Origin of the sequence: Ornithinimicrobium carbonis, from assembly GCF_050703245.1 — a bacterium.
In the GTDB taxonomy this organism is placed as follows: Bacteria; Actinomycetota; Actinomycetes; order Actinomycetales; family Dermatophilaceae; genus Ornithinicoccus.
This window is the reverse complement of sequence record NZ_CP192647.1, coordinates 3,070,345-3,095,959: the sequence shown is the minus strand read 5'-3', so window position 1 is coordinate 3,095,959 and position 25,615 is coordinate 3,070,345. Positions and strand designations below refer to the sequence as shown.

20 protein-coding genes and 3 pseudogenes are annotated in these 25,615 nt (G+C 72.7%); 19 read left to right on the top strand and 4 right to left on the bottom strand.

Translation table 11 applies throughout. The features are described from left to right. Positions 1–53: 53 nt before the first annotated feature. The 18 genes and pseudogenes from ACQ95T_RS15560 (at position 54) to ACQ95T_RS15475 (ending at position 17,952) form a co-directional block, all read left to right on the top strand. Positions 54–1,409: an NADH-quinone oxidoreductase subunit D gene (locus ACQ95T_RS15560; protein ID WP_431473843.1), complete on the top strand. Its 1,356-nt coding sequence runs from the start codon at positions 54–56 to the stop codon at positions 1,407–1,409. A gap of 106 nt (positions 1,410–1,515) precedes the next feature. After that, the gene (nuoE, locus tag ACQ95T_RS15555; protein WP_431473073.1) at positions 1,516–2,358 is read left to right on the top strand and encodes an NADH-quinone oxidoreductase subunit NuoE; all 843 of its coding nucleotides are present in this window, start codon (positions 1,516–1,518) and stop codon (positions 2,356–2,358) included. Then, positions 2,355–3,668, top strand: coding sequence for an NADH-quinone oxidoreductase subunit NuoF (nuoF, locus tag ACQ95T_RS15550; RefSeq protein ID WP_425943128.1), 1,314 nt, complete (start codon positions 2,355–2,357; stop codon positions 3,666–3,668). Before nuoE ends, nuoF begins: the two co-directional genes overlap by 4 nt. Further along, positions 3,665–6,242 (top strand): annotated as a pseudogene (locus ACQ95T_RS15545) (NADH-quinone oxidoreductase subunit G). The gene nuoF and the pseudogene ACQ95T_RS15545 overlap by 4 nt, the downstream one beginning before the upstream one ends. Further along, positions 6,239–7,668: pseudogene (gene nuoH, locus ACQ95T_RS15540) on the top strand (NADH-quinone oxidoreductase subunit NuoH). Before ACQ95T_RS15545 ends, nuoH begins: the two co-directional pseudogenes overlap by 4 nt. Beyond that, entirely contained in the window at positions 7,661–8,383 is a 723-nt protein-coding gene (gene nuoI / locus ACQ95T_RS15535) for an NADH-quinone oxidoreductase subunit NuoI (RefSeq protein WP_425943125.1), read from the top strand. The pseudogene nuoH and the gene nuoI overlap by 8 nt, the downstream one beginning before the upstream one ends. Further along, positions 8,380–9,321, top strand: a complete 942-nt coding sequence (locus tag ACQ95T_RS15530) for an NADH-quinone oxidoreductase subunit J (protein ID WP_425943124.1) — start codon at positions 8,380–8,382, stop codon at positions 9,319–9,321. Before nuoI ends, ACQ95T_RS15530 begins: the two co-directional genes overlap by 4 nt. Further along, positions 9,321–9,620, top strand: coding sequence for an NADH-quinone oxidoreductase subunit NuoK (gene nuoK, locus ACQ95T_RS15525; protein WP_425943123.1), 300 nt, complete (start codon positions 9,321–9,323; stop codon positions 9,618–9,620). The genes ACQ95T_RS15530 and nuoK overlap by 1 nt, the downstream gene beginning before the upstream one ends. Before the next feature lie 127 nt (positions 9,621–9,747). Beyond that, positions 9,748–11,609, top strand: a pseudogene (nuoL, locus tag ACQ95T_RS15520) (NADH-quinone oxidoreductase subunit L). Continuing rightward, positions 11,609–13,138, top strand: coding sequence for an NADH-quinone oxidoreductase subunit M (locus ACQ95T_RS15515; protein WP_425943122.1), 1,530 nt, complete (start codon positions 11,609–11,611; stop codon positions 13,136–13,138). The pseudogene nuoL and the gene ACQ95T_RS15515 overlap by 1 nt, the downstream one beginning before the upstream one ends. Beyond that, positions 13,138–14,532: an NADH-quinone oxidoreductase subunit NuoN gene (gene nuoN, locus ACQ95T_RS15510; protein ID WP_431473072.1), complete on the top strand. Its 1,395-nt coding sequence runs from the start codon at positions 13,138–13,140 to the stop codon at positions 14,530–14,532. The genes ACQ95T_RS15515 and nuoN overlap by 1 nt, the downstream gene beginning before the upstream one ends. After that, entirely contained in the window at positions 14,516–14,680 is a 165-nt protein-coding gene (locus ACQ95T_RS15505) for a hypothetical protein (protein ID WP_431473071.1), read from the top strand. Before nuoN ends, ACQ95T_RS15505 begins: the two co-directional genes overlap by 17 nt. Further along, positions 14,677–15,522 carry a polyprenyl synthetase family protein gene (locus ACQ95T_RS15500; protein ID WP_431473070.1) on the top strand — a complete coding sequence of 282 codons (846 nt, stop codon included), beginning with the start codon at positions 14,677–14,679 and terminating at the stop codon, positions 15,520–15,522. The genes ACQ95T_RS15505 and ACQ95T_RS15500 overlap by 4 nt, the downstream gene beginning before the upstream one ends. After that, positions 15,513–15,722, top strand: coding sequence for a hypothetical protein (locus ACQ95T_RS15495; protein ID WP_431473069.1), 210 nt, complete (start codon positions 15,513–15,515; stop codon positions 15,720–15,722). The genes ACQ95T_RS15500 and ACQ95T_RS15495 overlap by 10 nt, the downstream gene beginning before the upstream one ends. 59 nt (positions 15,723–15,781) lie before the next feature. Then, positions 15,782–16,459, top strand: coding sequence for a response regulator (locus ACQ95T_RS15490; protein ID WP_425943119.1), 678 nt, complete (start codon positions 15,782–15,784; stop codon positions 16,457–16,459). A 183-nt stretch (positions 16,460–16,642) separates the two neighbouring features. After that, positions 16,643–17,074 (top strand): hypothetical protein, encoded by a 432-nt coding sequence (locus tag ACQ95T_RS15485; protein WP_431473068.1) that lies wholly within the window; start codon positions 16,643–16,645, stop codon positions 17,072–17,074. After that, positions 17,064–17,189, top strand: coding sequence for a hypothetical protein (locus tag ACQ95T_RS15480; RefSeq protein ID WP_431473067.1), 126 nt, complete (start codon positions 17,064–17,066; stop codon positions 17,187–17,189). The genes ACQ95T_RS15485 and ACQ95T_RS15480 overlap by 11 nt, the downstream gene beginning before the upstream one ends. 16 nt (positions 17,190–17,205) lie before the next feature. Further along, entirely contained in the window at positions 17,206–17,952 is a 747-nt protein-coding gene (locus ACQ95T_RS15475; RefSeq protein ID WP_431473066.1) for a universal stress protein, read from the top strand. A 3-nt stretch (positions 17,953–17,955) separates the two neighbouring features. Here ACQ95T_RS15475 and ACQ95T_RS15470 read toward each other — a convergent pair whose 3' ends face one another. Continuing rightward, positions 17,956–19,413, bottom strand: a complete 1,458-nt coding sequence (locus ACQ95T_RS15470) for a sensor histidine kinase (RefSeq protein WP_431473065.1) — start codon at positions 19,411–19,413, stop codon at positions 17,956–17,958. A gap of 181 nt (positions 19,414–19,594) precedes the next feature. Further along, positions 19,595–21,604 (bottom strand): PhoX family protein, encoded by a 2,010-nt coding sequence (locus ACQ95T_RS15465; RefSeq protein WP_425944189.1) that lies wholly within the window; start codon positions 21,602–21,604, stop codon positions 19,595–19,597. Positions 21,605–21,793: 189 nt separating this feature from the next. On the opposite strand from ACQ95T_RS15465, the gene ACQ95T_RS15460 reads away from it, so the two are divergent. Beyond that, entirely contained in the window at positions 21,794–22,723 is a 930-nt protein-coding gene (locus tag ACQ95T_RS15460; protein ID WP_425944187.1) for a hypothetical protein, read from the top strand. Here the strand turns inward: ACQ95T_RS15460 and ACQ95T_RS15455 are convergent. Together ACQ95T_RS15455 and ACQ95T_RS15450 are read right to left on the bottom strand one after the other, a co-directional pair. Beyond that, entirely contained in the window at positions 22,693–24,858 is a 2,166-nt protein-coding gene (locus tag ACQ95T_RS15455; protein WP_431473842.1) for an MMPL family transporter, read from the bottom strand. The genes ACQ95T_RS15460 and ACQ95T_RS15455 overlap by 31 nt on opposite strands. Continuing rightward, complete coding sequence (locus ACQ95T_RS15450; protein ID WP_431473064.1) at positions 24,771–25,514, bottom strand: hypothetical protein; 744 nt, start codon at positions 25,512–25,514, stop codon at positions 24,771–24,773. Before ACQ95T_RS15450 ends, ACQ95T_RS15455 begins: the two co-directional genes overlap by 88 nt. Between the last annotated feature and the right edge of the window lie 101 nt (positions 25,515–25,615).

The following is a 25,615-nucleotide window of genomic DNA, read 5'->3' as shown; positions in this document are numbered from 1 at the left end:
CCGACACCGGCCCCCGCCGGGCCGACACCAAGGCCGGCGAGGGCGCCGAGCACCTGGCCTCGACACCGACCGACCTCTACGCCGAGGGCGGCCCGACCGTCGACTCCGTCGACGGCGGGGCCGTCTACGACGCAGCCGGGGGGGACTGGGACGAGATCGCCAAGGACGTGGCGACCCTGGGGGCCGAGCGGATCGTGGTCAACATGGGCCCGCAGCACCCCTCGACCCACGGCGTGCTCCGGCTCGTCCTGGAGCTCGACGGCGAGACGGTCCGCGAGGCACGCGCGGGCATCGGCTTCCTGCACACCGGCATCGAGAAGAACATGGAGTACCGCACCTGGGTGCAGGGGACCACGTTCTGCACCCGGATGGACTACCTGACGCCGATCTTCAACGAGGCCGCCTACTGCCTGGCCGTGGAGAAGCTGCTCGGCATCACCGACCAGATCCCGCGCCGGGCCAGCGACATCCGGGTCCTGACGATGGAGCTGAACCGGATCTCCTCCCACCTCATCGCCCTGGCGACGGGTGGGATGGAGCTGGGAGCCACCACGATCATGACGACCGGCTTCCGCGAGCGCGAGCGCATCCTGCGCTTCCTGGAGGCCATCTCCGGCCTGCGGATGAACCACGCCTACGTGCGCCCCGGCGGGGTGGCCCAGGACGTGCTCCCCGAGCACCTGGACCAGCTCGAGGCCGAGCTGCCCGAGCTGCGCCGCGGCATCCGCCAGCTGGAGCTGCTGCTCCTGGAGAACCCGGTCTTCAAGGGCCGCACCGTCGACGTCGGCCACCTCTCGCTGGCCGGGTGCATGGCGCTGGGGGTCACCGGCCCGATCCTGCGGTCCACCGGGCTTCCGCACGACCTGCGCAAGCTGGACCCCTACTGCGGCTACGAGACCTACGAGTTCGACGTGGTCACGCGTCGCGACTCCGACGCCTACTCCCGCGTGGTCATCCGCTTCGACGAGATCTGGCAGTCGTTGCGGATCGCCGACCAGGCGATCGAGCGGCTGCGCGCCAGCCAGGGCGACCCGGTGATGGTGGCCGACAAGAAGATCGCCTGGCCCGCCCAGCTGTCCGTGGGCGCCGACGGCCAGGGCAACAGCCTGGACCACATCCGGGACATCATGGGCGAGTCCATGGAGGCGCTCATCCACCACTTCAAGCTGGTCACCGAGGGCTTCCGGGTGCCGCCGGGCCAGGCCTACGCCGCGATCGAGTCGCCCAAGGGCGAGCTCGGCGTGCACGTCGTCTCCGACGGCGGCACCCGGCCCTACCGGGCGCACTTCCGCGACCCCAGCTTCCACAACCTGCAAGCCGCGTCGGCGCTGTCGGAGGGCGGCCTCATCGCCGACGTCATCGTCGCCGTCGCCTCGATCGACCCCGTGATGGGAGGCGTGGACCGATGAGCACCCACACCGACGGAGGACGGCCGCCCGGCACCGCACCGGGACCGACCACGGCCCCGCCGGGCACGACGCCCACCCCGGGTCGGGGCTGCACCACCACACCCCGTTGCACGCCTCGGAGGAGCCGTACGCCGAGGAGGTCCTCGCGCAGCTGCGGGCGGACGCCGCCGAGATCGTGGTGCGCTACCCGCAGAAGCGCTCGGCACTGCTGCCGCTGCTGCACCTGGTGCAGTCCGTGGACGGCTACATCACCGGCCGGGGGGTCCAGTTCTGCGCCGAGCAGCTGGAGCTGACCACCGCCGAGGTCAGCGGGGTGGCCACGTTCTACACCCAGTACAAGCGCCACCCCAACGGCGAGTACACCGTCGGGGTGTGCACCAACACCCTGTGCGCCATCATGGGCGGCGACCAGATCTTCGACGAGGTCAGCGAGCACCTGGGGATCGGCCACGACGAGACGACCGAGGACGGTCGGGTCACCCTCGAGCGGGTGGAGTGCAACGCCGCCTGCGACTACGCGCCCGTCGTCATGGTCAACTGGGAGTTCTTCGACCAGCAGACGCCGGCCTCCACCAAGGAGCTGGTCGACCGGCTGCGTGCGGGCGAGCAGGTCACCCCCACCCGGGGCGCGTCGAGGGTCTGCACGTTCAAGCAGGTCTCCCGCGTGCTGGCCGGCTTCCCCGACGGGCTCGCGGACGAGGGTCCCGGCGCCGGAGGCCCCTCCCTGGAGGGGCTGCGCGTGGCCGAGGAGCACGGCTGGACCGCCCCGGTGGCCCAGCAGGACGAGGGCGACACCGACACCGACGCCACGGCCGAGGGCCGGCAGGGCGGTCTGGCCGCCGGGCGGCACGACTCGGTGAACGCCCCCACCAACGAGCCCGACGAGAAGCCGGGCGACGCCGAGGTCGGCGACGGCACGCCGGCCGGGGAGAAGGAGGACGGCCAGTGAGCACGCAGCTGACCCCGATCCTGACCAGGTTCTGGGACGACCCCCGGTCCTGGACCATGGACACCTACGAGGCCAACGAGGGCTACCAGGCCCTGCGCCGCGCCCTGGAGGCGCCCGCCGAGGACCTGGTCCAGGCGGCCAAGGACTCCGGCCTGCGAGGGCGCGGCGGAGCGGGCTTCCCCACCGGGATGAAGTGGGGCTTCCTGCCCCCGCCGGACGGCGGACCCCGCTACCTGGTGGTCAACGCCGACGAGTCCGAGCCGGGCACCTGCAAGGACGTCCCGCTGATGATGGCCGCCCCGCAGTTCCTCATCGAGGGCATGATCATCACCAGCTACGCCATCGGCTGCGACCACGCCTTCATCTACGTGCGGGGCGAGGTCGTGCACGTCTACCGCCGCCTCCTGCGCGCGGTCGAGGAGGCCTACGACCGGGGCTACCTCGGCAAGGACATCCTCGGCTCCGGCTTCGACCTGGACATCACCGTCCACGCCGGTGCGGGCGCCTACATCTGCGGCGAGGAGACGGCCCTGCTGGACTCCCTGGAGGGGCGGCGCGGCCAGCCCCGCCTCAAGCCCCCGTTCCCCGCGGTCGCGGGCCTGTACGCCCGCCCCACCGTGGTCAACAACGTCGAGAGCATCGCCTCCATCCCCCCGATCGTCCTCCACGGGGCCGACTGGTTCTCCGACATGGGCACCGAGAAGTCCAAGGGCTTCGGCATCTTCAGCCTGTCCGGGCACGTCACCCGTCCCGGTCAGTACGAGGCGCCGCTGGGCATCACCCTGCGCGAGCTGCTCGAGATGGCCGGCGGGGTCCGCGAGGGCCACCGGCTCAAGTTCTGGACCCCCGGCGGGTCCTCGACGCCGATCTTCACCGACGCCCACCTCGACGTCCCGCTGGACTTCGAGTCGGTGGCCGCCGAGGGATCGATGCTGGGGACCCGGGCGCTGCAGATCTTCGACGAGACCACCTCGGTGGTGCGCGCCGTCTCGCGGTGGACCGACTTCTACGCCCACGAGTCCTGCGGCAAGTGCACCCCCTGCCGGGAGGGCACCTTCTGGCTCAAGCAGATCATGATGCGCCTCGAGGCGGGCCAGGGTCTGCCCGGCGACATCGAGAAGCTCGACGACATCTGCGACAACATCCTGGGCCGGGCGTTCTGCGCCCTCGGTGACGGAGCCACGAGCCCGATCACCTCGGCCATCCAGTACTTCCGGGAGGAGTTCGAGGCCGGCATGCACACCCCCTGGCACGAGCTGTTCCCGCCCGAGCGCTCGACGCTGTTCGCGAAGGAGACGCAGCCCGCATGAGTGTCAACACCTCTCCTGCCGCCGGCGGCAACGCGGTGACCGACGGGGGCAACGCCGAGCCACCGACCGAGCCCGAGGTCCCCCAGGTCACCCTGACCATCGACGACGTCCCGGTCAGCGTCCCGGAGGGCACGCTGGTCATCCGCGCCGCCGAGGAGATCGGGATCCAGATCCCACGCTTCTGCGACCACCCGCTCCTGGACCCGGTCGGCGCGTGCCGCCAGTGCCTCGTCGACGTGGCGACGCCGGACCGCGAGGGCAACGTCAAGGCGATGCCCAAGCCGCAGGCCTCGTGCACCATGACGGTCTCCGAGGGCATGGTCGTCAACACCCACCACACCAGCCCGGTCGCCGACAAGGCGCAGCACGGCATCATGGAGATGCTGCTCATCAACCACCCGCTGGACTGCCCGGTCTGCGACAAGGGCGGCGAGTGCCCCCTGCAGAACCAGGCCATGTCCAACGGTCGGCCGACCTCGCGCTTCGACGACATCAAGCGCACCTTCCCCAAGCCGATCAACATCTCCTCCCAGGTCCTCCTGGACCGCGAGCGCTGCATCCTGTGCGCGCGCTGCACCCGCTTCTCCGACCAGATCGCCGGGGACCCGTTCATCGCCCTCATCGAGCGGGGGGCGCTGCAGCAGGTGGGGATCTACGAGGAGAAGCCGTTCGAGAGCTACTTCTCGGGCAACACGGTCCAGATCTGCCCCGTCGGCGCGCTCACGGGCGCGGCCTACCGCTTCCGGTCGCGGCCCTTCGACCTGGTGTCCACGCCCAGCGTGTGCGAGCACTGCGCGTCGGGCTGCTCGATCCGCACCGACCACCGCCGAGGCACCGTGCTGCGCCGGATGGCGCTGAACGACCCGCAGGTCAACGAGGAGTGGAACTGCGACAAGGGCCGCTGGGCCTTCACCTATCCCACCCTGCCCGACCGCCTGCGCGACCCCGTGGTCCGCGGCCAGGACGGGGAGTATGCCGTCGCCCCCTGGCGCGCCGCGTACGAGGCGGCCGCCCGCGGCCTCTCGGCGGCCCGGGACGCCGGTGGCGTGGGGCTGCTCGTGGGTGGCCGGGCCAGCGTCGAGGACGCCTATGCCTGGAGCAAGTTCGCCCGGGTGGCCCTCGGCACCAACGACGTCGACCACCGTGCCCGGCCGCACAGCGCCGAGGAGGCCGACTTCCTGGCCGCCAGCGTGGTCGGCCGTCGGGACGTGAGCTACGAGACCCTGGAGCACGCCTCCTCCGTCCTCCTCGTCGGCCTGGAGCCGGAGGAGGAGAGCCCGATCGTCTTCCTGCGGCTGCGCAAGGCGGTCCGGCGGAACACAGACCCAGGTCTACGCGGTCGCCCCGTTCGCCACCCGGGGCCTGACGAAGGTGGACGGCACGCTGCTGGCCTCCGCGCCGGGCACCGAGGCCGAGGTCCTCGGCGCCCTGGCCGGCCGGCGTCGCCAGGGTGGGGACCCCGTCGATGGCACGGCCGTCCCGGTCGACGTCGACGGCGGCCCGGTGAACGAGTACCACGCCGCCTCCGACTCCCTGGGCAGCGGCTCGGTGATCCTGGTGGGCGAGCGGATGGCGACCGTGCCCGGTGCGCTGTCCGCGGCCGCCGCGCTGGCCGAGCTCACCGGGACCGCGCTGGCCTGGGTGCCCCGCCGCGCGGGGGAGCGGGGGGCCGTGGAGGTCGGGGCGATGCCCAACCTGCTGCCCGGTGGCCGCCCGGTCACCGACGCGTCGGCGCGGGAGGACGTGGCCGCGGTCTGGGCCGCCGGTCGCCCGGTCCCGGCCGGGGCCGGCCGGGACACCGCAGAGATCCTGGCCGCCGCCGCCCGTGGCGAGCTGTCGGCGCTGGTCGTCGGCGGGGTCGAGGTGGAGGACCTGCCCGACCCCGAGCTGGCCCGTCGCGCCCTGGCGAACACCTTCGTGGTGTCCCTGGAGGTGCGGGAGAGCACCGTGCACGAGTACGCCGACGTCATCCTGCCCGTCGCCCCGCAGCAGGAGAAGTCCGGCGCCTACGCCACCTGGGAGGGGCGGCTCCGGCCGTTCGAGCAGGCCCTCGACTCGGCCTCCTCCTCCGACCACGTCATCCTGGACCGTCTCGCCGACGCCATGGGCGTGCGGCTGGGCACCGGGACGGTCTCCGCCGTCCGGCAGGAGCTCACGGCCCTGGGCACCGGCAGCGGCTCGTCGCCGGCCCCGCAGGTCTCCCCGGCCGGCCCGGCCGCCCCGGGGCAGGGTGAGGCCGTGCTCGCGACCTGGCACCACCTGCTCGACGCCGGCGCGCTGCAGGACGGCGAGCCGTTCCTGGCCGGCACCGCACCGCGTCCCGTCGCACGGGTCTCGGCGGCCACCGCCGCCGCGGCCGGGGCCGGCGACGGCGAGCTGCTCGCGGTGTCCACCGACCGGGGCGAGATCGTCCTGCCCGTGGTGGTGACCGCCATGCACGACGGGGTCGTCTGGGTCCCGACCAACTCCGCCGGCTCCGCGGTGCGGGCGACCCTCGGGGTCGACGCCGGTGCCGTCGTGCGGATCACGGCCGCGCCCGCGGCCACCCCGCAGAACCAGCGAGGGAAGGCATGAGCATGCTTGCGGCATACCCCGACCTGCTGGCGCTGGCCCAGGTGCCGGCGGCGATGCCGCTGGTGACCGAGGACCTGCCGTCGGCCGACTTCAGCGACACCCCGCTGTGGCTGTCGTTCGTCAAGGCGGCGCTGCTGTTCGTCTACCTGATGATCTCGGTCGTCGTCGTCATCTGGTTCGAGCGCCGCGTGGTCGGCCGGATGCAGCAGCGCCCGGGCCCCAACAGGCTCGGCCCGCTCGGCATCCGCAGACCGCCGCGGACGGGATCAAGCTCTTCCTCAAGGAGGACGTGACTCCCAAGAACGCGGACCGCCTGATGTTCTTCGCCGCCCCGCTGCTGGTCGCGAGCCTGGCCTTCGTCGCCTTCGCGATCATCCCGCTCGGCGGCGACGTGCGGATGTTCGGGCACACGACCCCGCTGCAGCTGACCGACACCCCGGTCGCGGTCCTGCTGGTGCTGGCCGTCGCGGGTGTGGCGGCCTACGGCTTCGTGCTGGCCGGCTGGTCCTCGGGCTCGACCTACCCCCTGCTGGGCGGGCTGCGCTCCACCGCGCAGGTGGTCTCCTACGAGATCGCCATGGGCCTGTCGCTGGTCGCCGTCTTCCTCTACGCCGGGTCGATGTCGACCAGCCAGATCGTGGACGCCCAGGCGCAGACCACCGTGCTCGGACTGCCGATGTGGTACGTCGTGCCGCTGTTCTTCAGCTTCGTCGTCTACGTCATCACCATGGTCGGCGAGACCAACCGGTTGCCGTTCGACCTGGCCGAGGGCGAGGGTGAGCTGGGCGGCGGGTTCCACACCGAGTACTCCTCGATGAAGTTCGGCATGTTCTTCCTCGGTGAGTACATCAACATGTTCACCGTCTCCGGCCTGGCCACCACCCTGTTCCTGGGGGGCTGGCACGCGCCCTGGCCGATCAACCTCGTCGCCGACGGCATGTTCGACCAGGGGTGGTGGGGGCTGCTGTGGTTCACCCTCAAGATGTGGGTCTTCATCTGGTTCTACGTCTGGCTGCGCGGCACCCTGCCCCGGGTGCGCTACGACCAGTTCATGAAGCTGGGATGGAAGATCCTCATCCCGCTGTCCCTGGTCTGGGTGATCGCGGTGATGATGATCCGCGCCGCCCAGGAGGGCTACTTCGGTGACGGCGTGTGGCCGCTCGTGCTGACCCTCATCATCATCGGCGTGTTCGTCGTCGCCGGGATCCTGGTCTGGGACCACTACACCCAGCGCCGGACCGCCGAGCGCGAGGAGCGGATGGAGGTGCCGACCGAGGTGGACCCCTTCGCCGACGGCTACCCGGTGCCCCCGCTGCCGGGCCAGAAGCTGGTGGAGCCCCGGCGCGCCGTCGCCGCCGCCCCGCCGGTGACCACGACCCGCCCCAGCGCCGAGACCGACCCGACCCCGGAGGACCGCCGTGGCTGACCCGACCGATCCGACCACCCGCGGGACGGAGGAGACCTCCCCGACCCGTCGCGCCCAGGCCGACGCCCCGGCCCGACGGGCCAGCGACCCGACCGGCGGCAAGGAGGAGTCCGGCCTGCTCGGACAGCTCTTCGCCCCGGTCGCCGGGTTCGGGGTGACCTTCGCCCAGCAGTTCAAGAAGGTCCCCACCCAGGAGTACCCCGAGGAGAGGCGTCCGACCGCCAAGCGGTTCCACGGGCGTCACCAGCTCAACCGTCACCCCGACGGGCTGGAGAAGTGCGTGGGCTGCGAGCTGTGCGCCTGGGCCTGCCCCGCCGACGCGATCTACGTCGAGGGCGCGGACAACATCGACGAGGCCCGGTTCTCCCCGGGCGAGCGCTACGGCCGCGTCTACCAGATCAACTACCTGCGCTGCATCTTCTGCGGCCTGTGCATCGAGGCGTGCCCGACCCGGGCCCTGACGATGACGAACGAGTACGAGATGACCGACGCCAGCCGTCGTCCCCTCATCTACGAGAAGCACCAGCTGCTGGCCCCGCTGCGCCCCGACATGCTCACGCCGCCGTTCCCGATGGCCGAGGGCATGGAGGAGCGCGACTACTACCGGGGTCGGGTCACCGGGCCCACCCAGGCGCAGAAGGACCACGTCGCCGACCGTGAGGCCCGGACCGAGCCGGAGCCGGGCGACCCGAGCCACGAGGAGGTGGCCCGATGACCCCCACCCCCGGGGCCGAGGTCATGGGCGGGGGCGAGACCCTCGTCTTCTGGGTGATCGCCGTCGTGACGGTCGTGGGCGCCCTAGGGCTGCTCTTCTCACGCCGGGCCGTGCACGCCGCGATGGCGATGGCCATGGCGATGGTCGGCCTGGGGATCCTCTACATCACCCAGGACGCCGAGTTCGTCGGGATCATCCAGATCTTCGTCTACTCCGGCGCGGTGATGATGCTCTTCCTCTTCGTCGTCATGACCGTGGGGGTGGACGCCTCCGACTCGATGGTGGAGACCCTGCGCGGCCAGCGGTTCTGGGCCTTCCTCCTCGGCGCGCTGTTCGCCGCGGTGGCCGTCTTCGGGCTGAGCCGGGTCGCCTGGCCGCAGGCCGTTGGTCTGTCCCAGGTGCAGGCGGAGGGGCCGGTCACCGGCCTGGCCCGCGAGATCTTCGAGCGGCAGGTGCTCTCCTTCGAGGTGCTCGGCGCCCTGCTCGTCATCGCGGTCATGGGCGCGATGGTGATGGCGCACCGCGAGCGCCTCACGCCCCGCCGCACCCAGCGGGAGTGGAGCGAGGCGAAGATGCGCTCGGGCCGCTGGCTCGCCGGCAAGCCCAACCCGGGCGTCTACGCCCGGCACAACGCCGCGGACACCCCGGCGCTGGCGCCCGACGGCACCCCCGTGGAGGCGTCGGTGCCCCGGGTGCTGGTCGCCCGCGGCCAGGTGGGCTCGCCGTCCGCCTACCGCCTGCAGGACCCGCGGGAGACCACGGTCGAGCACGAGCCCGAGGTGGCCGACGGCACCCCCCCGGCGGACGCCGGGCACCAGGGTGCGGCGCAGCCGACGCAGACCGCCACCGGTGAGGTGGCGGCGGGGGCCCGCACGCACGGACCGACGACCGGGTCCACGACCGGGTCGGGAACCAGCCCCGGGGAGGGTGAGCGCTGATGGGGCTCGAGGCCTACATCTACCTGTCGGTGGTCCTGTTCACGCTCGGCGCCGTCACGGTGCTCGTCCGGCGCAACACGATCATCGTCTTCATGGGCATCGAGCTGATGCTCAACGCCTGCAACCTGGCGCTGGTGACCTTCTCGCGCATGCACGGCACCCTCGACGGGCAGGTCTACGCCCTGTTCGTCATGGTGGTCGCCGCCGCCGAGGTCGTCGTCGGGCTGGCGATCATCATGGCCATCTTCCGTGCGCGCCGGTCGGCCTCGGTCGACGACGCCAACCTCTTGAAGCTGTAAGGAGCGAGCTGACGTGTCCTTGCTCGAAACGACGCTGCTCAGCGTCGCCCCTGCGGCCGCCGACGTCGGCACCAACACCGGGACCTACTCCGCCGTCGACGGCGGCGTGGCCCAGGTCGGGTGGCTGATGGTCGCGCTGCCCCTGCTCGGTGCGGCCCTGCTGCTGCTCGGCGGCCGTGCCACCGACCGGTGGGGCCCGCTGCTGGCCACCGTGCTGTCCTGGTCCTCCTTCGCCGTCGGCGTCCTGGTGATCGTGCAGATGCTGGGTCTGGCCCCCGAGGAGCGGGCGCTGCAGCTGCCGCTGTGGGAGTGGGTCGCAGCGGGGGAGCTCTCGCTCACCGCCGGCCTGCTCATGGACCCGCTGTCGATGGCCTTCGTCATGCTCATCACCTTCGTGGGCTCCCTCATCCACGTGTACTCCCTGGGGTACATGGAGCACGACCCCGACAAGCGCCGGTTCTTCGCCTACCTCAACCTCTTCGTGGCGGCGATGCTGCTGCTGGTGCTGGCGGACTCCTACATGCTGCTGTTCGTCGGCTGGGAGGGCGTCGGACTGGCCTCCTACCTGCTCATCGGGTTCTGGAACTCCAACCCCGCCTACGCGGCGGCGGCCAACAAGGCGTTCATCGTCAACCGGATCGGCGACTTCGGCCTGATCACCGCGATGGCGCTCATGCTCGCCACGTTCGGCGCGCTCGACTACGCGACGGTGCACGCCAACGCCTCCGGCGCCAGCGGCACCGTGCTCACCCTCATCGGGCTGGCGCTGCTGCTGGGGGCCACCGGCAAGTCGGCCCAGTTCCCGCTGCAGAGCTGGCTGGGCGACGCGATGGCCGGTCCCACCCCGGTGTCGGCGCTCATCCACGCGGCGACCATGGTCACCGCGGGCGTCTACCTCGTGGCCCGCTCGCAGGCGATCTACGACCTCACGCCCGACGCCCGCCTGGTCGTGGCCGTCGTCGGCGCGATCACGCTGATCTACGGGGCGATCGTCGGCTCGGCCAAGGACGACATCAAGAAGGCGCTCGCAGCCTCGACGATGTCCCAGATCGGCTACATGATGCTCGCCGTGGGCCTGGGCCCGATCGGCTACGTCTACGCCATCTTCCACCTGCTGACCCACGGCTTCTTCAAGGCCGGGATGTTCCTGGGCGCCGGCTCGGTCATGCACGCGATGAACGACCAGGTCGACATGCGCCGCTTCGGAGCGCTGAGCACGAAGGTGAAGATCACCTGGCTGACCTTCGGCGCGGGCTGGTTGGCGATCATCGGCTTCCCGTTCACCGCCGGCTGGTTCTCCAAGGACCACATCATCGAGTCGGCCTTCACCGCCCCGGGCTGGCAGGGCTGGGTCTTCGGCCTGGTCGCGCTGCTCGGCGCGGGGATCACCGCCTTCTACATGTCCCGCCTGTTCTTCATGACCTTCCACGGCAAGGCCCGCTGGACCGAGGACGTGCACCCGCACGAGGCTCCGCTGACGATGACCGTGCCGATGATGGTCCTCGCCGTCGGGTCGCTGGTCCTGGGCGCCGCCCTCTACCCGACGGGCATCCTCACCGGCTGGCTGGACCCGGTGTTCGGCACGGTCGAGCACGGGGAGCCGCTGATCCCGCTGCTGGCGATCCAGATCTCGGTGTTCGTCCTCATGGTGCTCGGCGCCGGGCTGGCCTGGAAGATGTACGTCGCCGGCGACGTCCCGCAGACGGCCCCGCACGGCTCCGCCCTGACCCGGGCGGCCCGCCGCGACCTCTACCAGGACGACGTCAACGACACCTTCTTCGTCGGTCCGACCCGGACCCTGTCCACGACGGTCGTCGAGACCGACCGCGACCTGGTCGAGGCCGGCCTCACGGGCGGGGGACCACCGCCGGACTGACCGGGCTGGCCTCGGTCCTGCGGAGGACCCAGAACGGGTTCGTCCGCTCCTATGCCCTGACGATGCTGATCGGCGTCGTCGCCATCCTCGGTGCCGTGTGGGTGATGCAGTGATGAACTTTCCCTGGTTGACCACCCTGCTGGTGCTTCCGCTGCTCGGCGCGCTCGTGGTGGCCCTGCTGCCCCGGGCCAGCACCGCGGTGCGCCCGGTCGCGCTCGGCTTCTCGCTGCTGACCCTGGCGGTCGGCGTGGCGATGACCACGCAGTTCCGCACGGGCTCCGACGAGGCGTTCCAGCTGACCGAGACCTACTCCTGGATCCCGCAGTTCGGCGTCTCCTACGCCCTGGGCATCGACGGCATCTCGTTGACGATGATCCTGCTGGGCCTGGTCCTGGTGCCGATCTGCATCGTCGCCGCCTGGGACGACGTGCCGGCCGTGGACCGCCGCCAGCACACCTACTTCGCCCTCATGCTGGCCCTGGCCTCGATGATGGTCGGCGTCTTCGCCGCGATCGACGTGTTCCTCTTCTACGTCTTCTTCGAGGCGATGCTCATCCCGGTGTTCTTCCTCATCGGGATGTTCGGCGGGGCCCGGCGCTGGAAGGCCGCCACGACCTTCCTGCTCTACTCCCTCGTCGGCGGCCTGGTGATGCTCGTCGCGGTCATCGGCGTCTACCTCGCCGGTCCCCGCGGACCGGAGGGCTTCCTCGTCACCAACCTCACCGGCCTGGACCTGTCCGTGGCCGCGGGCCGCTGGCTCTTCGTCGGCTTCTTCATCGCCTTCGCGATCAAGGCGCCGATGTGGCCGGTGCACACCTGGCTGCCGCTGGCGGCCGAGCAGGCCCGTCCCGCGACCTCGGTGCTGCTGGTCGGCGTGCTCGACAAGGTCGGCACCTACGGCATGATCCGTTTCGTCGTCACGATGTTCCCCGAGGCCACCCAGTGGGCGACCCCCCTCATCCTGGCCCTGGCCCTGGTGTCCATGTTCGTCGGCGCCTTCCTGGCCATCGGCTCCACCGACATCATGCGCCTGATCGCCTACACCTCGGTGAGCCACTTCGGCTTCATCGTCCTGGGCATCTTCGCCTTCACCACGGTGGGCGGCACCGGCGCGACCCTCTACATGGTCAACCACGGGTTCACGACCGCGGGGCTCTTCCTCGTGGCCGGGATGCTCGTCGTGCGCCGCGGGTCGCGCGACCTGCGCGACTTCGGCGGCTGGCAGCGCGTCACGCCGCTCATCGCCGGGTCGTTGCTCGTGGCGGGCCTCTCCGGCCTGGCCCTGCCCGGCCTGAACTCCTTCGTCAGCGAGTTCATGGTCATCATCGGCCTGTTCCAACGGCACCCGTGGCTCGGCTTCGCCTCCGCCCTCGGCGTGATCCTCGCCGCGGTCTACATCCTGGTCATGTACCAGAAGGTGGCCACCGGCCCCCGGCCGCAGCTGGCCGACGTGCCGGACATGACCGGACGCGAGAAGTTCGTCGTCGCCCCGATCATCGCCGCGTTCCTCATCCTGGGGTTCTACCCCCAGCCGGTGCTGGACGTCCTCGAGCCCGCGGTGGAGCAGACGCTCCAGCACGCGGGGACGAGCGACCCCGAGCCGGCCGTCGACACCGCCAACGCTGAGGGGAGTGGCCGCTGATGACCGACGTCTTCGTCGCGCCCGACATCGACTGGATCGCCCTGCTTCCGCTGATCATCGTCTTCGTCGGTGGTCTCGTCGGCGTGCTCGTGGAGGGTTTCGCGGGCCGGGGGAGCCGGTATGCCGTGCAGGTCCCCCTCTCCGTGGCCACGCTCGTGCTGGCCTTCGTGGCCCTCGTCGTGCTCGGTCCGGACCGCCAGGGCCGCACCGCGGACGCCGTGCTCGTCCTCGACGGGCCGGCCCTGCTGCTGCAGGGGATCATCCTCGTGCTCTCGCTGCTGGGCCTGATGGTCATGGCCGAGCGGCTCGGCGGGCAGCAGCCCGACACCTTCACCCAGGCGGGGTCGCTGGTCCCCGGGTCCCCGGAGGAGTCGCAGGCCGCCCGCCTCGGCGCCACCACCACCGAGGTCTTCCCGCTCACGCTGATGTCGGTCGGCGGGATGATGCTCTTCGTCGCCGCGAACGACCTGCTGCTCCTGTTCATCGCGCTCGAGGTGCTCTCGCTGCCGCTCTACATCCTCGCGGGCCTGGCCCGCCGGCGCCGCCTGCTGTCCCAGGAGGCCTCGCTGAAGTACTTCCTGCTGGGGTCCTTCAGCTCGGCCTTCTTCCTCTTCGGCGCCGTCCTCATCTACGGCTACGCCGGGTCGATGCGCTTCGACCAGATCGCCCTGGCGATCTCGAGCAACGTCGGGATGGACGGACTGCTGGTCCCCGGCGTCCTGCTCGTGGCCGTCGGCCTGCTGTTCAAGGTGGGCGCCGTCCCGTTCCACGCCTGGACCCCGGACGTCTACCAGGGCGCTCCGACCCCGGTGACCGGCTTCATGGCCGCCTGCACCAAGGTCGCCGCCTTCGGCGCGATGCTGCGGGTGTTCTACGTGGCCGTGGAGGGCGTCCGGACCGAGTGGCAGCCGATCATCGCGGCCGTGGCCACCCTCTCGATGGTCGTGGGTGCGCTCATGGCCATCGTGCAGACCGACGTCAAGCGGATCCTGGCCTACTCCTCGGTGGCGCACGCGGGCTTCATCCTCGTCGGGCTCGTCTCGATGGACCAGGCCGGCATCTCCAGCACGATCTTCTACCTGGCGACCTACGGGTTCATGACGATCCCCGCCTTCGCCATCGTCGCGCTGGTGCGCTCCTCGGGCACGGAGGCCTCCCAGGTCGGCCAGTGGGCCGGGCTCGGCCGACGGGCCCCGTGGCTGGCCGCCGCGTTCACCTTCCTCATGCTGGCCTTCACCGGCATCCCGCTGACGTCCGGCTTCACCGGCAAGTTCGCGGTGTTCTCCGCCGCGATCAGCCAGGGATGGGCCTGGCTGGCCGTCGTGGGTGTCCTGGCCAGCGCGGTGACCGTACTACATCTACTTCAAGCTCGTCGTGGTGATGTGGCTCGGTGACGAGGAGAGCGGCGACACGAGCGTGATCAACCCCTCGCTGCTGACCACCACGGCCATCGTCACCGGTCTCGTGGTGACCCTGGGCCTGGGCGTCATGCCGTCCCCGCTGCTCGACCTGGCGCAGAGCACCGCCACCTTCCTGCGGTGACGGTCGGCACCAGCGCCGGAGCGTCCGTCGTCCCCACCGTCCCGGGGATCGACGAGGCGCTCCAGGCGCGGGTCGTGGACGCCATGGGAGCGGTCGCCTCCCGGCTGGCCGAGGTCGTCGACCACGAGGACCCCTTCATCGCCGAGGCCTCCGGCCACCTGGTCGCCGCCGGCGGCAAGCGCTTCCGTCCCCTCCTGACCGTGCTGGCCAGCGAGGTCGGGCAGGGGTGGAACGAGCAGGTGGTCGACGCGGCCGTCGGGGTCGAGCTGACCCACCTGGCCTCGCTCTACCACGACGACGTCATGGACGAGGCGGACCTGCGCCGCGGGGTGACCAGCGCGAACGCCCGCTACGGCAACGCGACCGCCATCCTCGTCGGGGACCTGCTCTTCGGCACGGCGTCCAGCGTCGTGGCGGGCCTGGGCGCCGAGGCCGTGCGCATCCAGGCGGACACCTTCGTGCGGCTGTGCGCCGGGCAGATCCGCGACGACCGGCAGGCGGCCCTCGGGGCCGAGGCGGCGGTGCTGGCCGGGGACGCCGACGACGACGGGGCGGTCGCGGCATACCTGCAGATCCTCGCCGACAAGACCGGTGCCCTCATCGCCACGGCGGCCCGGTACGGGGCGATGTTCGGCGGGTGCGAGCCCCGGACCGTGGAGGCCCTGACCGCGTTCGGCGAGAAGCTGGGCGTGGTCTTCCAGCTGGCCGACGACCTGCTCGACGTCTCCTCGGACACCTCGGGCAAGCCGGCCGGCGCCGACCTGCGGGAGGGCAAGGCCACGCTCCCGGTGCTGTACGTGCGCACCTCGCCGACCCCGCGGACGCCCGCCTCGTGGAGCTGACCAGGCGCCCCGTCGAGGGTGCGGCCGAGCTGGAGGAGGCGCTGCGGCTCCTGCGCGCCCACCCGGCCATGGAGGAGGCGCGGCGGCACACCCGCCGGCTGGCCGACGAGGCGCGGGCGCTCCTGGACGGGATGGGCGACGGTCCGGCCGTCGAGGCACTACGGTCGTTGGTGGACGGCGTGGCCGAGCGGTCCGTCTGAGCGACCGTCCGCGGCGGCCCGGCACGCGGCCGCCCACGACCCGGAAGGACCTCAGCGACATGGACACCCAGGACCCCGCGGTCGGCGGCAGGGACGAGGGACGGCAGATCCGCATCTACCTCCTCGACGACCACGAGCTCGTGCGTCGCGGGCTGCACGACCTGCTCTCCGCCGAGCCCGACCTGCTCATCGTGGGGGAGTCCGGGTCCGCCGTGACGGCGGTGCGGGAGATCGTCGAGCTGGCTCCCGACGTGGCCGTCCTGGACGGCCGGCTGCCGGACGGATCGGGGGTGGAGGTCTGCCGGGACGTGCGCGCCGCAGATCCCGCGATCCGCGGGCTCATCCTCACCAGCTACGACGACGACGAGGCGCTCTTCGCCGCGATCATGGCCGGCGCCGACGGCTACGTCCTCAAGCAGATCGCCGGCACCGACCTCATCGAGGGGATCCGCAGCGTGGCGTCGGGGCGCTCCCTCATCGACCCCTCGCTGGTGACCAAGGTCATGGACCGGCTGCGCCGCGGAGACCCGCAGGCCGACAAGCTGGCCCTGCTGACCGACCAGGAGCGACGGATCCTGGAGCTGATCGCCGAGGGCATGACGAACCGTCAGATCGCCTCGACGATGTACCTGGCCGAGAAGACGGTCAAGAACTACGTCACCAACGTCCTGGCCAAGCTCGGCCTGGAGCGGCGCACGCAGGCGGCCGTGCTGGGCGCCAAGCTCTTCGACAAGTAGGTCTCCCTCGGGGGCCAGGCCCCCGGGGCGGTGCCGGCGGGTGGGGTGGGGTCCGTGTGGGTGGTGGGGGTGGGGACCTTGGTCCTGTCCGGGTGTGGACCTGTGCCTCTACTACGGGGGGTCGTGTTCTTGGGAGGGTGGTGTCAGCCAAGCGGAACACGATGAGAGAAGGAGCTGGCTGTCATGACTGCTCGTAGCGAGATCAGGGTCGACCCCCACCTGGATGGTCTGGTGGGTGAGAAGCACTACCTGCCCATGGCGGGTGGGTATGCGTTGGGTGTGCTGCGGATCGCGTTCGGGTTCACGTTCTTGTGGGCGTTCCTGGACAAGCTGTTCGGGCTGGGTTTTGCCACGCCGGCGGAGCGGGCGGTGGTCAACGGTGGGTCGCCGACGACGGGGTACCTCTCGGGGGTGGAGGGTCCGTTCGCGGGGGTGTTCAACGCGATGGCCGGTGGTGCGGTGTGGGACGTGCTGTTCATGGCGGGTCTGCTGGGTATCGGTGTGACGTTGATGCTGGGTGCTGGTGCCCCGGGTGGGTGCGGTGGCGGGTGCGTTCATGTACCTGTTCATGTACCTGGCGGCGTTGCCGATGGTGAACAACCCGGTGCTGGATGACCACCTGAGCGGTGTGCTGGTCATGGTCGTGATCGCCACGGTCCCGGCGTCCTGGTCCTTCCTGGGTCTGGGCGAGTGGTGGGCCCGGGTCTCTCCCTCGCGCTTCCTGCGCTGAGATCGGCGGTCGGGTCGTGAGCGCCACGGTCCGGGCCCTGGGTCCGGTGCTGGTGGGCGTGGACGGGTCGGCCTCCGCCGCCTCCGCGGTCGCCTGGGCGACCGCGGAGGCCTCCGCGTCCGGGGTCGGACCGACCCCGACCACGCACCGCGGCGAGGGGCCGGCGGCCCCCGCCCTGCGGGAGGCGGCGCGGGCCGGGGTCCTGGTCGTCGGCCGGAGGGGTGCCGGCGGCTTCGACGGGCTGAGCCTGGGCTCCACGGCCCGCCGCCTCGTGCACGAGGACGGCCCGGTCACGGTCGTCGTCCCGGCGGAGGGGGGCCGGCCTGCGGCCGACGCCCCCGTCGTCGTCGACGTCTCACCGGACGCCGGCTGGGCCGGCACGGGATCGGGGCCGCTCCCGCAGCACCGGGCCGTGGGACCGGAGGAGGTCCTGACCCTGGCGGCCTCCAGGGCGGCACGCGAGCGCCGTCCCCTGCTGGCCGTGCTGCACTGGGCGGTGCCCTCCTCGGCCGCCGCGGAGGGCCGCTCGATCGCGCAGGTGTGGGACGAGCACGCCCGCCTGGCGGCGCGCCGGCTCGAGCGGCTGCTGGAACCGTGGCGCGCGGCATACCCCTCGGTGGAGCTGCGCACCCTGGTGACCGACCGGCACCCCGTCTCCACCCTGCTCGACCTGGGACGGCGCGCCGAGCTGCTCGTGCTGCCCCGCGGCCCGCGGGCGTGCGCGGTCGTGGAGGACGCGACCTGCGCGGTCGCCGTCGTCTGAGGACTACAGGGGGACCGACCAGGTCAGCTCGGTGCCGTGCGGCTCCACCCGGCGCAGCCGCACGGCACCGTCGCGCTCCCGCGCCCGCGCGCGGACGTTGCCCAGCCCCGACTCGGCCACGTCCGACCCGATGCCCACCCCGTCGTCGCGCACGACCAGCCGCAGGCCGGAGGGGTCGTCGAGGACCTCGGCGGTGACCACGACCGAGGTGGCCCGCGCGTGCCGGGCCACGTTGGACAGCGCCTCGCGCACGACCATCAGCACCTGGGTGTGCACCTCCTCGTCGGCCACGGTGTCGAGCGGGCCGCGCAGGTGCACGACCGGGGCGAAGCCGAGGGTCGAGGCGTAGGACTCCACGAGCTGACGCAGGTCGGCCCGGAAGCTGCCCGCCCCCGGGTGGTGGCGCAGCTCGAAGATCGTGGCCCGGATGTCCCGGATCGTCTGGTCCAGCTCGGCCACCGCCCCGTCGAGCCGCTCGACGATCTCCGCGTCCGGGCTGTGCCGGGCCGAGCCCTGCAGGGTCAGGCCCACGGCGAAGAGCCGCTGGATGACGAGGTCGTGCAGGTCGCGCGCGATCCGGTCGCGGTCCTGCAGCAGGGTGACGAGGTCGTGGTCGCGCTCACCGTGCTCCCGGTCCAGGACCAGGGTGGCGTGCAGGGCCAGCGCGCTGATGACGTCCCGCACCTGCTGGGCCGAGACGCCCGGGGCCGGTGCCCACCGGTGGGCCACGAGCACCACGGGCAGACCGGCCCGGGTGTCCAGCGGGACGAGGCTGGTGCTGCTGCGCTCCGTGGGGTCAGGACCGGCGGCGGAGGTGCGCGGGGTGGCGGTCGCCGCGAGCGAGACCGGGTCGCGGGTCGTGGTCCAGTGGTGCGGCGACCCGTCGGCCATCACCTCGCGCAGGTCCGGCCCCAGCTCGGCCAGGGCCGCCCCGGCCTCCGGGCCGGAGGCCGCCAGCACGCGCAGCTCCCCGTCCGGACGCGTCCCGACCAGGGCCACGGCGCGCGCGCCCGTGAGCTCGCGAGCGCGGTCGGTCAGCAGCGGCAGGGTGACCTCCAGGTCCACCTGCTCCACGATCGTGCGGTCGATCGCCCACAGGGAGCCGGCCACCGCCTCGTAGAGACCGGCCACCTGGCGCTGGCGCTCCTTGCCCAGCCGCAGCCCCAGCACCGTGGCCACCAGGCGCAGGCAGCTGGGGGCCGCGCGCCCGGCGGTCGGGGGGACCCCGACCACGTGCAGCGACCCGTAGCGCAGGCCACCCACGACCACCGGCGCGTGCAGGACCGCCTCGGGACCGTCGTGGGGGGCCGAGGCGGTGAGCGACTCCACGACCGGGTCGTCGGGGGCGACGCCGTCGGTGAGCACCTGCGCCACCCAGCCGGGGTGCTCCTCGTCCTCGACCGTGAGCACGGCGGCCCGCGCACCGGTCAGGTGCCGCGCCCCCGCCAGCGCCGTCCTCATGGCGTGGCGGACGTCGCCCACGTCGGCGGCGGCGCGATCTGCCGGACGGTGTGCACGACCAGACCGAGGGTGTCCTCGGGGTCGCTGCTGGCGGAGGTCGTCGTCATGGCGCCTCCAACCTAGACCAGCGGGTCGCGGGTCCGGGGCCGACAGGCGGTCGGTGCCGGACCCGCGACACCGGTCAGCGGCCCGCCCGGCCCCTGCCCCGCTGCACGCGGTGGACGTGCGCCACGCCCGGCCGCGGCACGGGGTCGCCCAGGTAGGGGTAGCTGCTGGGCAGGCCACCCTCACCCGGGTGCTGCACGCACACCAGCACGGAGCGGTCGTCCCAGGAGACGACCGGGCCGCAGCACTCGGCGCCGGCGGGCACCGAGAGGAACTGCTGGACCCGCCCCTTCTCCGGTCCGGCGGTCGGCAGAAGGAACATGCCGTCGCAGGTGCCGATGGTGCCCGGGGCGCCGTCGGTGGAGATCCACAGGTGGTCCGCCTGGCTGTCGAAGGCCACGTTGTCCGGGCAGCTGATCGGGCTGACCAGGCTCTTGTCGAAGCCGTCGAACCAGCTGCCCGGGTCCTCCGGCCGCCCGGCGATGAGGACGATGCGCCAGCCGAAGGTGAGCGCCGCGGCGTCGTCCCCGGCCTCGGTCATCTCGATGACGTGCCCGAACTTGTTGTTGGCCCGCGGGTTGGCCTCGTCGATCTGCGACGGGGCACGGCGGGTGTTGTTCGTCATCGCGGCGTAGACGCGGCCGGTGTGCGGGTTGGGCTCGACGTCCTCGGGACGGTCCATCTTGGTGGCGTCGACCTGGTCGGCGGCCGTCCGGGTCCACAGGAGCACCTCGGCCACCGTCATGCCGGGGACCGTCGAGGCGCCACCCTCCACGAGCGGGAGCCACTGCCCCGAGCCGTCGAACTCGCCGTCGCCGAGCCCGTCGCCGGTGTAGCGGGAGACGTAGAGGTCGCCCTCGGACAGCAGCGTCATGTTGTGCCGCCTGTCGCCCTCGCGGTAGCGGTCCTTCGACACGAACTTGTAGACGTAGTCGAACCGCTCGTCGTCACCCATGTAGACGACGGCCCGACCGTCGGCGGCCAGCCGCACGGTGCCGCCCTCGTGCTTGAAGCGGCCCAGGGCGGTGTGCTTGACCGGCGTCGACGCGGGGTCGTCCGGGTCGACCTCGACGATCCAGCCGAACCGGTTCACCTCGTTCGGCTCCCCGGCGACCAGGAAGCGGGGCTCGGCCTGCTCCCAGCCGCGCCCGCCCGAGGTGATGCCGTAGCGCGCCAGCCGGCCGTCACCGTCGTCCGCGCCGGTGGCGTTGAAGTACTGGTTGAAGTTCTCCTCGCCGGACAGGCTCGTGCCCCACGGGGTCTCGCCACCGGCGCAGTTGTTGAGGGTGCCGAGGACGACCGTCCCGGTCGGGTCGGCGGCGGTCCGCAGCGCCTCGTGGCCGGCGGCCGGACCGTCGACCGCGAACTCGGTCCACGTGTGGATCCGCCGGTTGCGGGCGCCGTGCCTGTCGTAGACCCACGGCGAGAAGGAGTTGCGGCGCTCGACCTCGACGATCGTCATGCCGTGCGCCGCCATCTCGATCCGCGCCTGCTCCGCGGTCAGGACGCCGTCGAAGCCGGGGAACATCGCTTCGGGGTTCGTGTACTCGTTGTTGAAGACGATGAGGGCCTTGTCGGCGGCGTCGTTCCCGGCGCCGCCGCGCCGCAGGGCGAGGTAGTCGGCGTTGTAGCCCGCCTGCTTCATCTGCGCCTCCACGGTCTGGTGGGAGGCGTCGAACTTGGGGGCGCCCGGCTCGACGGGGTCGCCCCAGGAGACGACCGGCGACCAGGTGTAGCCCTCGGGGACGACGAGCTCGTCGACGTGGGCGGGCGTCGGCGCGATCGGCTCGAACCCGGCGAGGTTCTTCCGGCCCCGGCCCCCGCCGGGAGCGGCGTTGGCGTTCTCGGCGGTGCCCCAGGCGAGGCTGGTCACGACGGCGGCACCGGCACCGCCCTGCAGCACGGCCCGGCGCGAGACCGAAGCGGCGACGACGTCGCCGAAGTAGGCGTTGGCGGAGGTGTTGGGCACCGGCTGGGAGCACTGGTCTCCGCACCGGTAGCGGCAGGTCGCGGCGCTGCGGTTGGTGAGGTGCTCGGAGAAGCTCAGCAGGGGCAGCAGGGAGCGGCGGGTCGTCGGAGCGGTCACGTTCTCGTCCTTCGTCGGCGGTGGCGTCCCGGGACCCTGCGGCCCCGGTCGTCGGCGACGCTAGGCCGCCCCGATGGCCACGCCGGCGACGCCGCGGTGAACCCTGGTCGGCGGGCGGGTGACGGTTCCGTGACCGGGTGCGCGGCCGCATACCCTGGAGCGGTCCCGCCCCCGCCCGAGAGGAACCCCGTGCGCCGCGTCCTGGCCGGCCTGTGGGCCATGCTCCCGCTGGCCCTGCTGCTGCTGACCCTGCCCTGGACGGCCCGGGGCGGCGGCGCGGCCGTCGACGTCGGGCTCCTGCAGACCGGGCTGACCGCCACCGTGATGGCCGCGCTCGCCGCGGCGGGGGTGGCGCTGCTGAGCAGGGTGGTGCCCGCGGGCTGGGGCCGGTGGGGGTTGGCTGCGGCCTCGGCCCTGGGCTGGGGCGGGTATGCCGTGCCGCTGCTGGGGGCGGTGGCGCCGGGTCTGCGGTGGACGGTCGTGGGGGTGGCCGCGGTCCTCGCCGGGTGGGTGGGCCACCGGCTGCACGGGTCGCGCGCGCTGCCCCGGGACCAGCTGCTGCGGCGGGTGCCGGAACGGGCCCGCGTGCAGGCGCTGCGGGGGCGGGCCGTCGCCCCCGTGCCGGTGTGGACGAGCGACGTCACCTCGGGCACCCTGCGGGTCCAGGGACTGGTCCTGCTGGCGGTGTTCAGCCTCACGGCCGTCGTCGTGCTGCTGCTGGGCGAGGGGGTGCTCCTGACCCTGGGGGTCCTGCTGTTCGGCCTCGCCGGCGGCGGGCTGGCCCTGGCCTGGTCCCGGGTCACCCTCCGGGTCGACGAGGACGGCCTCCAGGTGCGCTCGGGCGTGCTGCCCGCTCGGCTGCTGCGGGTGCCCGCCGGCGACGTGGTGGGGGTGGAGGTCCTCGACCTGGACCCGATGGCCTGGGGCGGGATCGGCCTGCGGCCCCTGCCCGACCGGACGTCCTACGTCGTGGACGCCGGCCCGGGCCTGGTGGTCTGGCGCTCCGACGGGCGCCGGCTGGCGGTCCAGGTCACCGAGGGCGACCGGGCCGCCCGCGCCGGCGCCCGGGCGCTCGCGCAGGCCGCCGGTCAGCGGCTGGGGGTCGCCACCGGCTCCTGAGCGGAGGAGGTCGCCGCGTCCTGGGTCGGCCCGGCGAGCGCGCGCTCGAGCTGGGCGCCCTCCACGTCCACGTCCGGCAGGATGCGGTCCAGCCAGCGTGGGAGCCACCAGGCCTTCTCCCCGAGCAGGGACATGATCGCCGGGGTGAGCGTCATCCGGACGAGGAAGGCGTCGATGAGCACGCCGACCGCCAGCCCCAGCCCCATCGGCCGCACCATCGCCAGGTGCGCCCAGACGAACCCGCCGAAGACCGAGATCATGATGATCGCCGCGGCCGTCACCACCCGGGCGCTGTGGTTGAAGCCGGTCACCACGGCCCGGCGGGCCTCCTCCCCGTGCACGTGCGACTCGCGCATCGCCGAGACGAGGAAGACCTGGTAGTCCATCGCCAGCCCGAAGAGGATCCCGATGAGCAGGGTCGGCAGGAAGCTGAGGACCGGTCCCGGCTCGTTGACCCCGAAGACGCCGGAGAGGTGACCCAGCTGGTAGACGGCGACCACGGCGCCGAACGAGGCGACGAGGCTGAGCAGGAAGCCGCCCGTGGCCAGCAGCGGGATGACGACCGAGCGGAAGACCAGCAGGAGCAGGATCAGCGACAGCCCCACGACGACGACGAGGTAGAGCGGCAGGGCGTCCGCGAGCTGGCCGGAGATGTCGATGTTGGCCACGGTCGCCCCGGTGAGGCCGACCTCGGCGCCGATCTCCTGGCCCAGGTCGTCGAGCACGGGCACCAGCCGGTCCACGAGCGCCTCGGTCGAGGCGTCGGCAGGACCGCCCTCGGGCTGCACCTGGAAGGCGAGCGTGTCCCGGTCCGCGCTCACCCCGGCGGGCAGCACCCGCACGACCCCGTCGACGGCCGCCAGCTGCTCACCGACGTCAGCCTGGGTGGTCAGCAGCGCGGTCTCGCCGTCGGCGACCGGTGCGTCCAGCTCGGCGACGACCAGGAGCGGGCCGTTGGCCCCCGCCCCGAACTCCTCGCGCACCGTGTCGAAGGTCCGGTACGCCGTGGAGCCGGCCGGCTCGGTCGACCCGTCGGGCAGGCCCAGGCGCAGCTGGCCGACCGGCCAGCCCAGCCCGGCGACGAGGGCCAGCGAACCGACGATCACCAGCCAGGGGTGGCGCTGCACCCACGCGGCCCAGCCGCGCCGGACGTCGGCCTCCCGCTCGTCCTCGGCCCGGGCCACGGCCAGGTCGCCCCGGGCCACGGCCTCCCGCTCGCGCCGGGGGAGCACGCGCAGGCCGAGCAGGGACAGCAGGGCGGGGGTCAGCGTGAGGGCCACGAGGACGGCGACCGCCACGGTGCCGGCCGCCACCAGCCCCATCACCCCCAGGAACGGGATGCCGGTGATGGTCAGCGCCGCCAGGGCGATGATGACCGTGAGCCCGGCGAAGGTGACCGCGTTGCCCGAGGTCCCCACGGCCAGGGCGAGCGACTCGCGCACCCCCATCCCGTGCCGCAGCTGCTGGCGGTGCCGGTTGATGAGGAAGAGCGAGTAGTCGATGCCGACGGCCAGGCCGAGCATGAGCGCGAGCGCGGGGGTGACCGAGTTCATCGAGATCCACTGGGTCAGCGTCATCGCGGCGCCCAGGCCCACGCCCACCCCGACGAGCGCCATGAGGAGCGGCAGCCCGGCGGCCAGCAGCGAGCCGAGCATGACGACCAGGACGACCGCGGCGACGACGAGGCCGATGACCTCGCCCGGTCCGAGCAGGCTGGACAGGTCGTCGGTGAGCTCCTTGGAGAAGTCCACCTGCACGTCCGCGGCGGCCAGGTCGTCGGAGACCGCCAGGATCGCCTCGCGCGTCTCGGGGGCGAGGGTCCCGGAGGCGTCCTCGACCGTGACCTGGGACATCGCGACGGTGCGGTCCTCGTTGACCAGGAGGGTGCCCTCGGTGAGCGAGGTGACCCGCTCACCGGCGGCCAGCGCCTCCTGGCCCTCGACCAGCTCGGCCCGGCCGTCCTCGAGCTCCTGCTCGCCGCGGGCGATCTCCTCCTCGGCAGCCTCGAGCTCGGCCTCGCCCGCGGCGATCGCCTCCTCGCCGGCGGTCAGCTCGGCGCGCGAGGCCTCCAGCTGCGCCCGCCCGGCCTCCAGCTGCTCCCGGCCGGCATCCAGCTGGGCCTGACCCGCGGCGATCTCGGCGCGGGCCTGCTGCTCGGCGGCCGGCGGCACCATCCCGGCGGCCACGCCGGCGTCGAGCTCGGCCAGCTGGGCGTCCAGCTCGGCCTGGGCGGCGTCGAGCTGCTCGGCTCTGGGGGTGCCAGCTCGGCCTCGCCGGCGTCGAGCTCGGCCCGTCCCTCCTCGAGCTGGGCGCTGCTCCCGGCCAGCTCGTCGCGGCCCTGCTCCAGCTGCTCGCGGCCGTCGGCCAGCTCCTGCTCCCCGGCGTCCAGGTCGGCGCGGCCCTGCTCCAGCTCGGCGCGTGCCTGCTCGATCCGGGTGCGTCCTGCCTCCAGCTCGGCCTGGGCGGCCACCGGGTCGACCGCGGAGACGCCCTCGACCGACTCCCACTCCTGGACGGCGTCGGCGATCGCCTCCTCCTGCTCGTCGTCGAAGGGGGTGTCGCTGCGCAGGACGACGGTGCCGGTGGTGCCGGCCGCCTCGGGGATCTCCCGCTGCAGGGTCTCCAGCACCTGGGCGAACCTGGCCCCGGGCAGCGAGAACTCGTTGGTCAACGGCTTGGACAGCAGGACGGTGCCCGCGACCAGGAGCGCCAGCAGGGTGCTCCACGCGGCGACGACGAGCCACCGGCGGTCGGCGCACCAGCGTCCGAGGCGGTGCAGGAGGATGGCCACGGTGGTGGTCCTTTCACGAACGGCGGGGGAGGGGTATGGCGTGGGCGGGCCCGGTGGTCGTGCCCCGGCGGGGTCCGGGCGACCCGGGCGTGGTCCTGGGC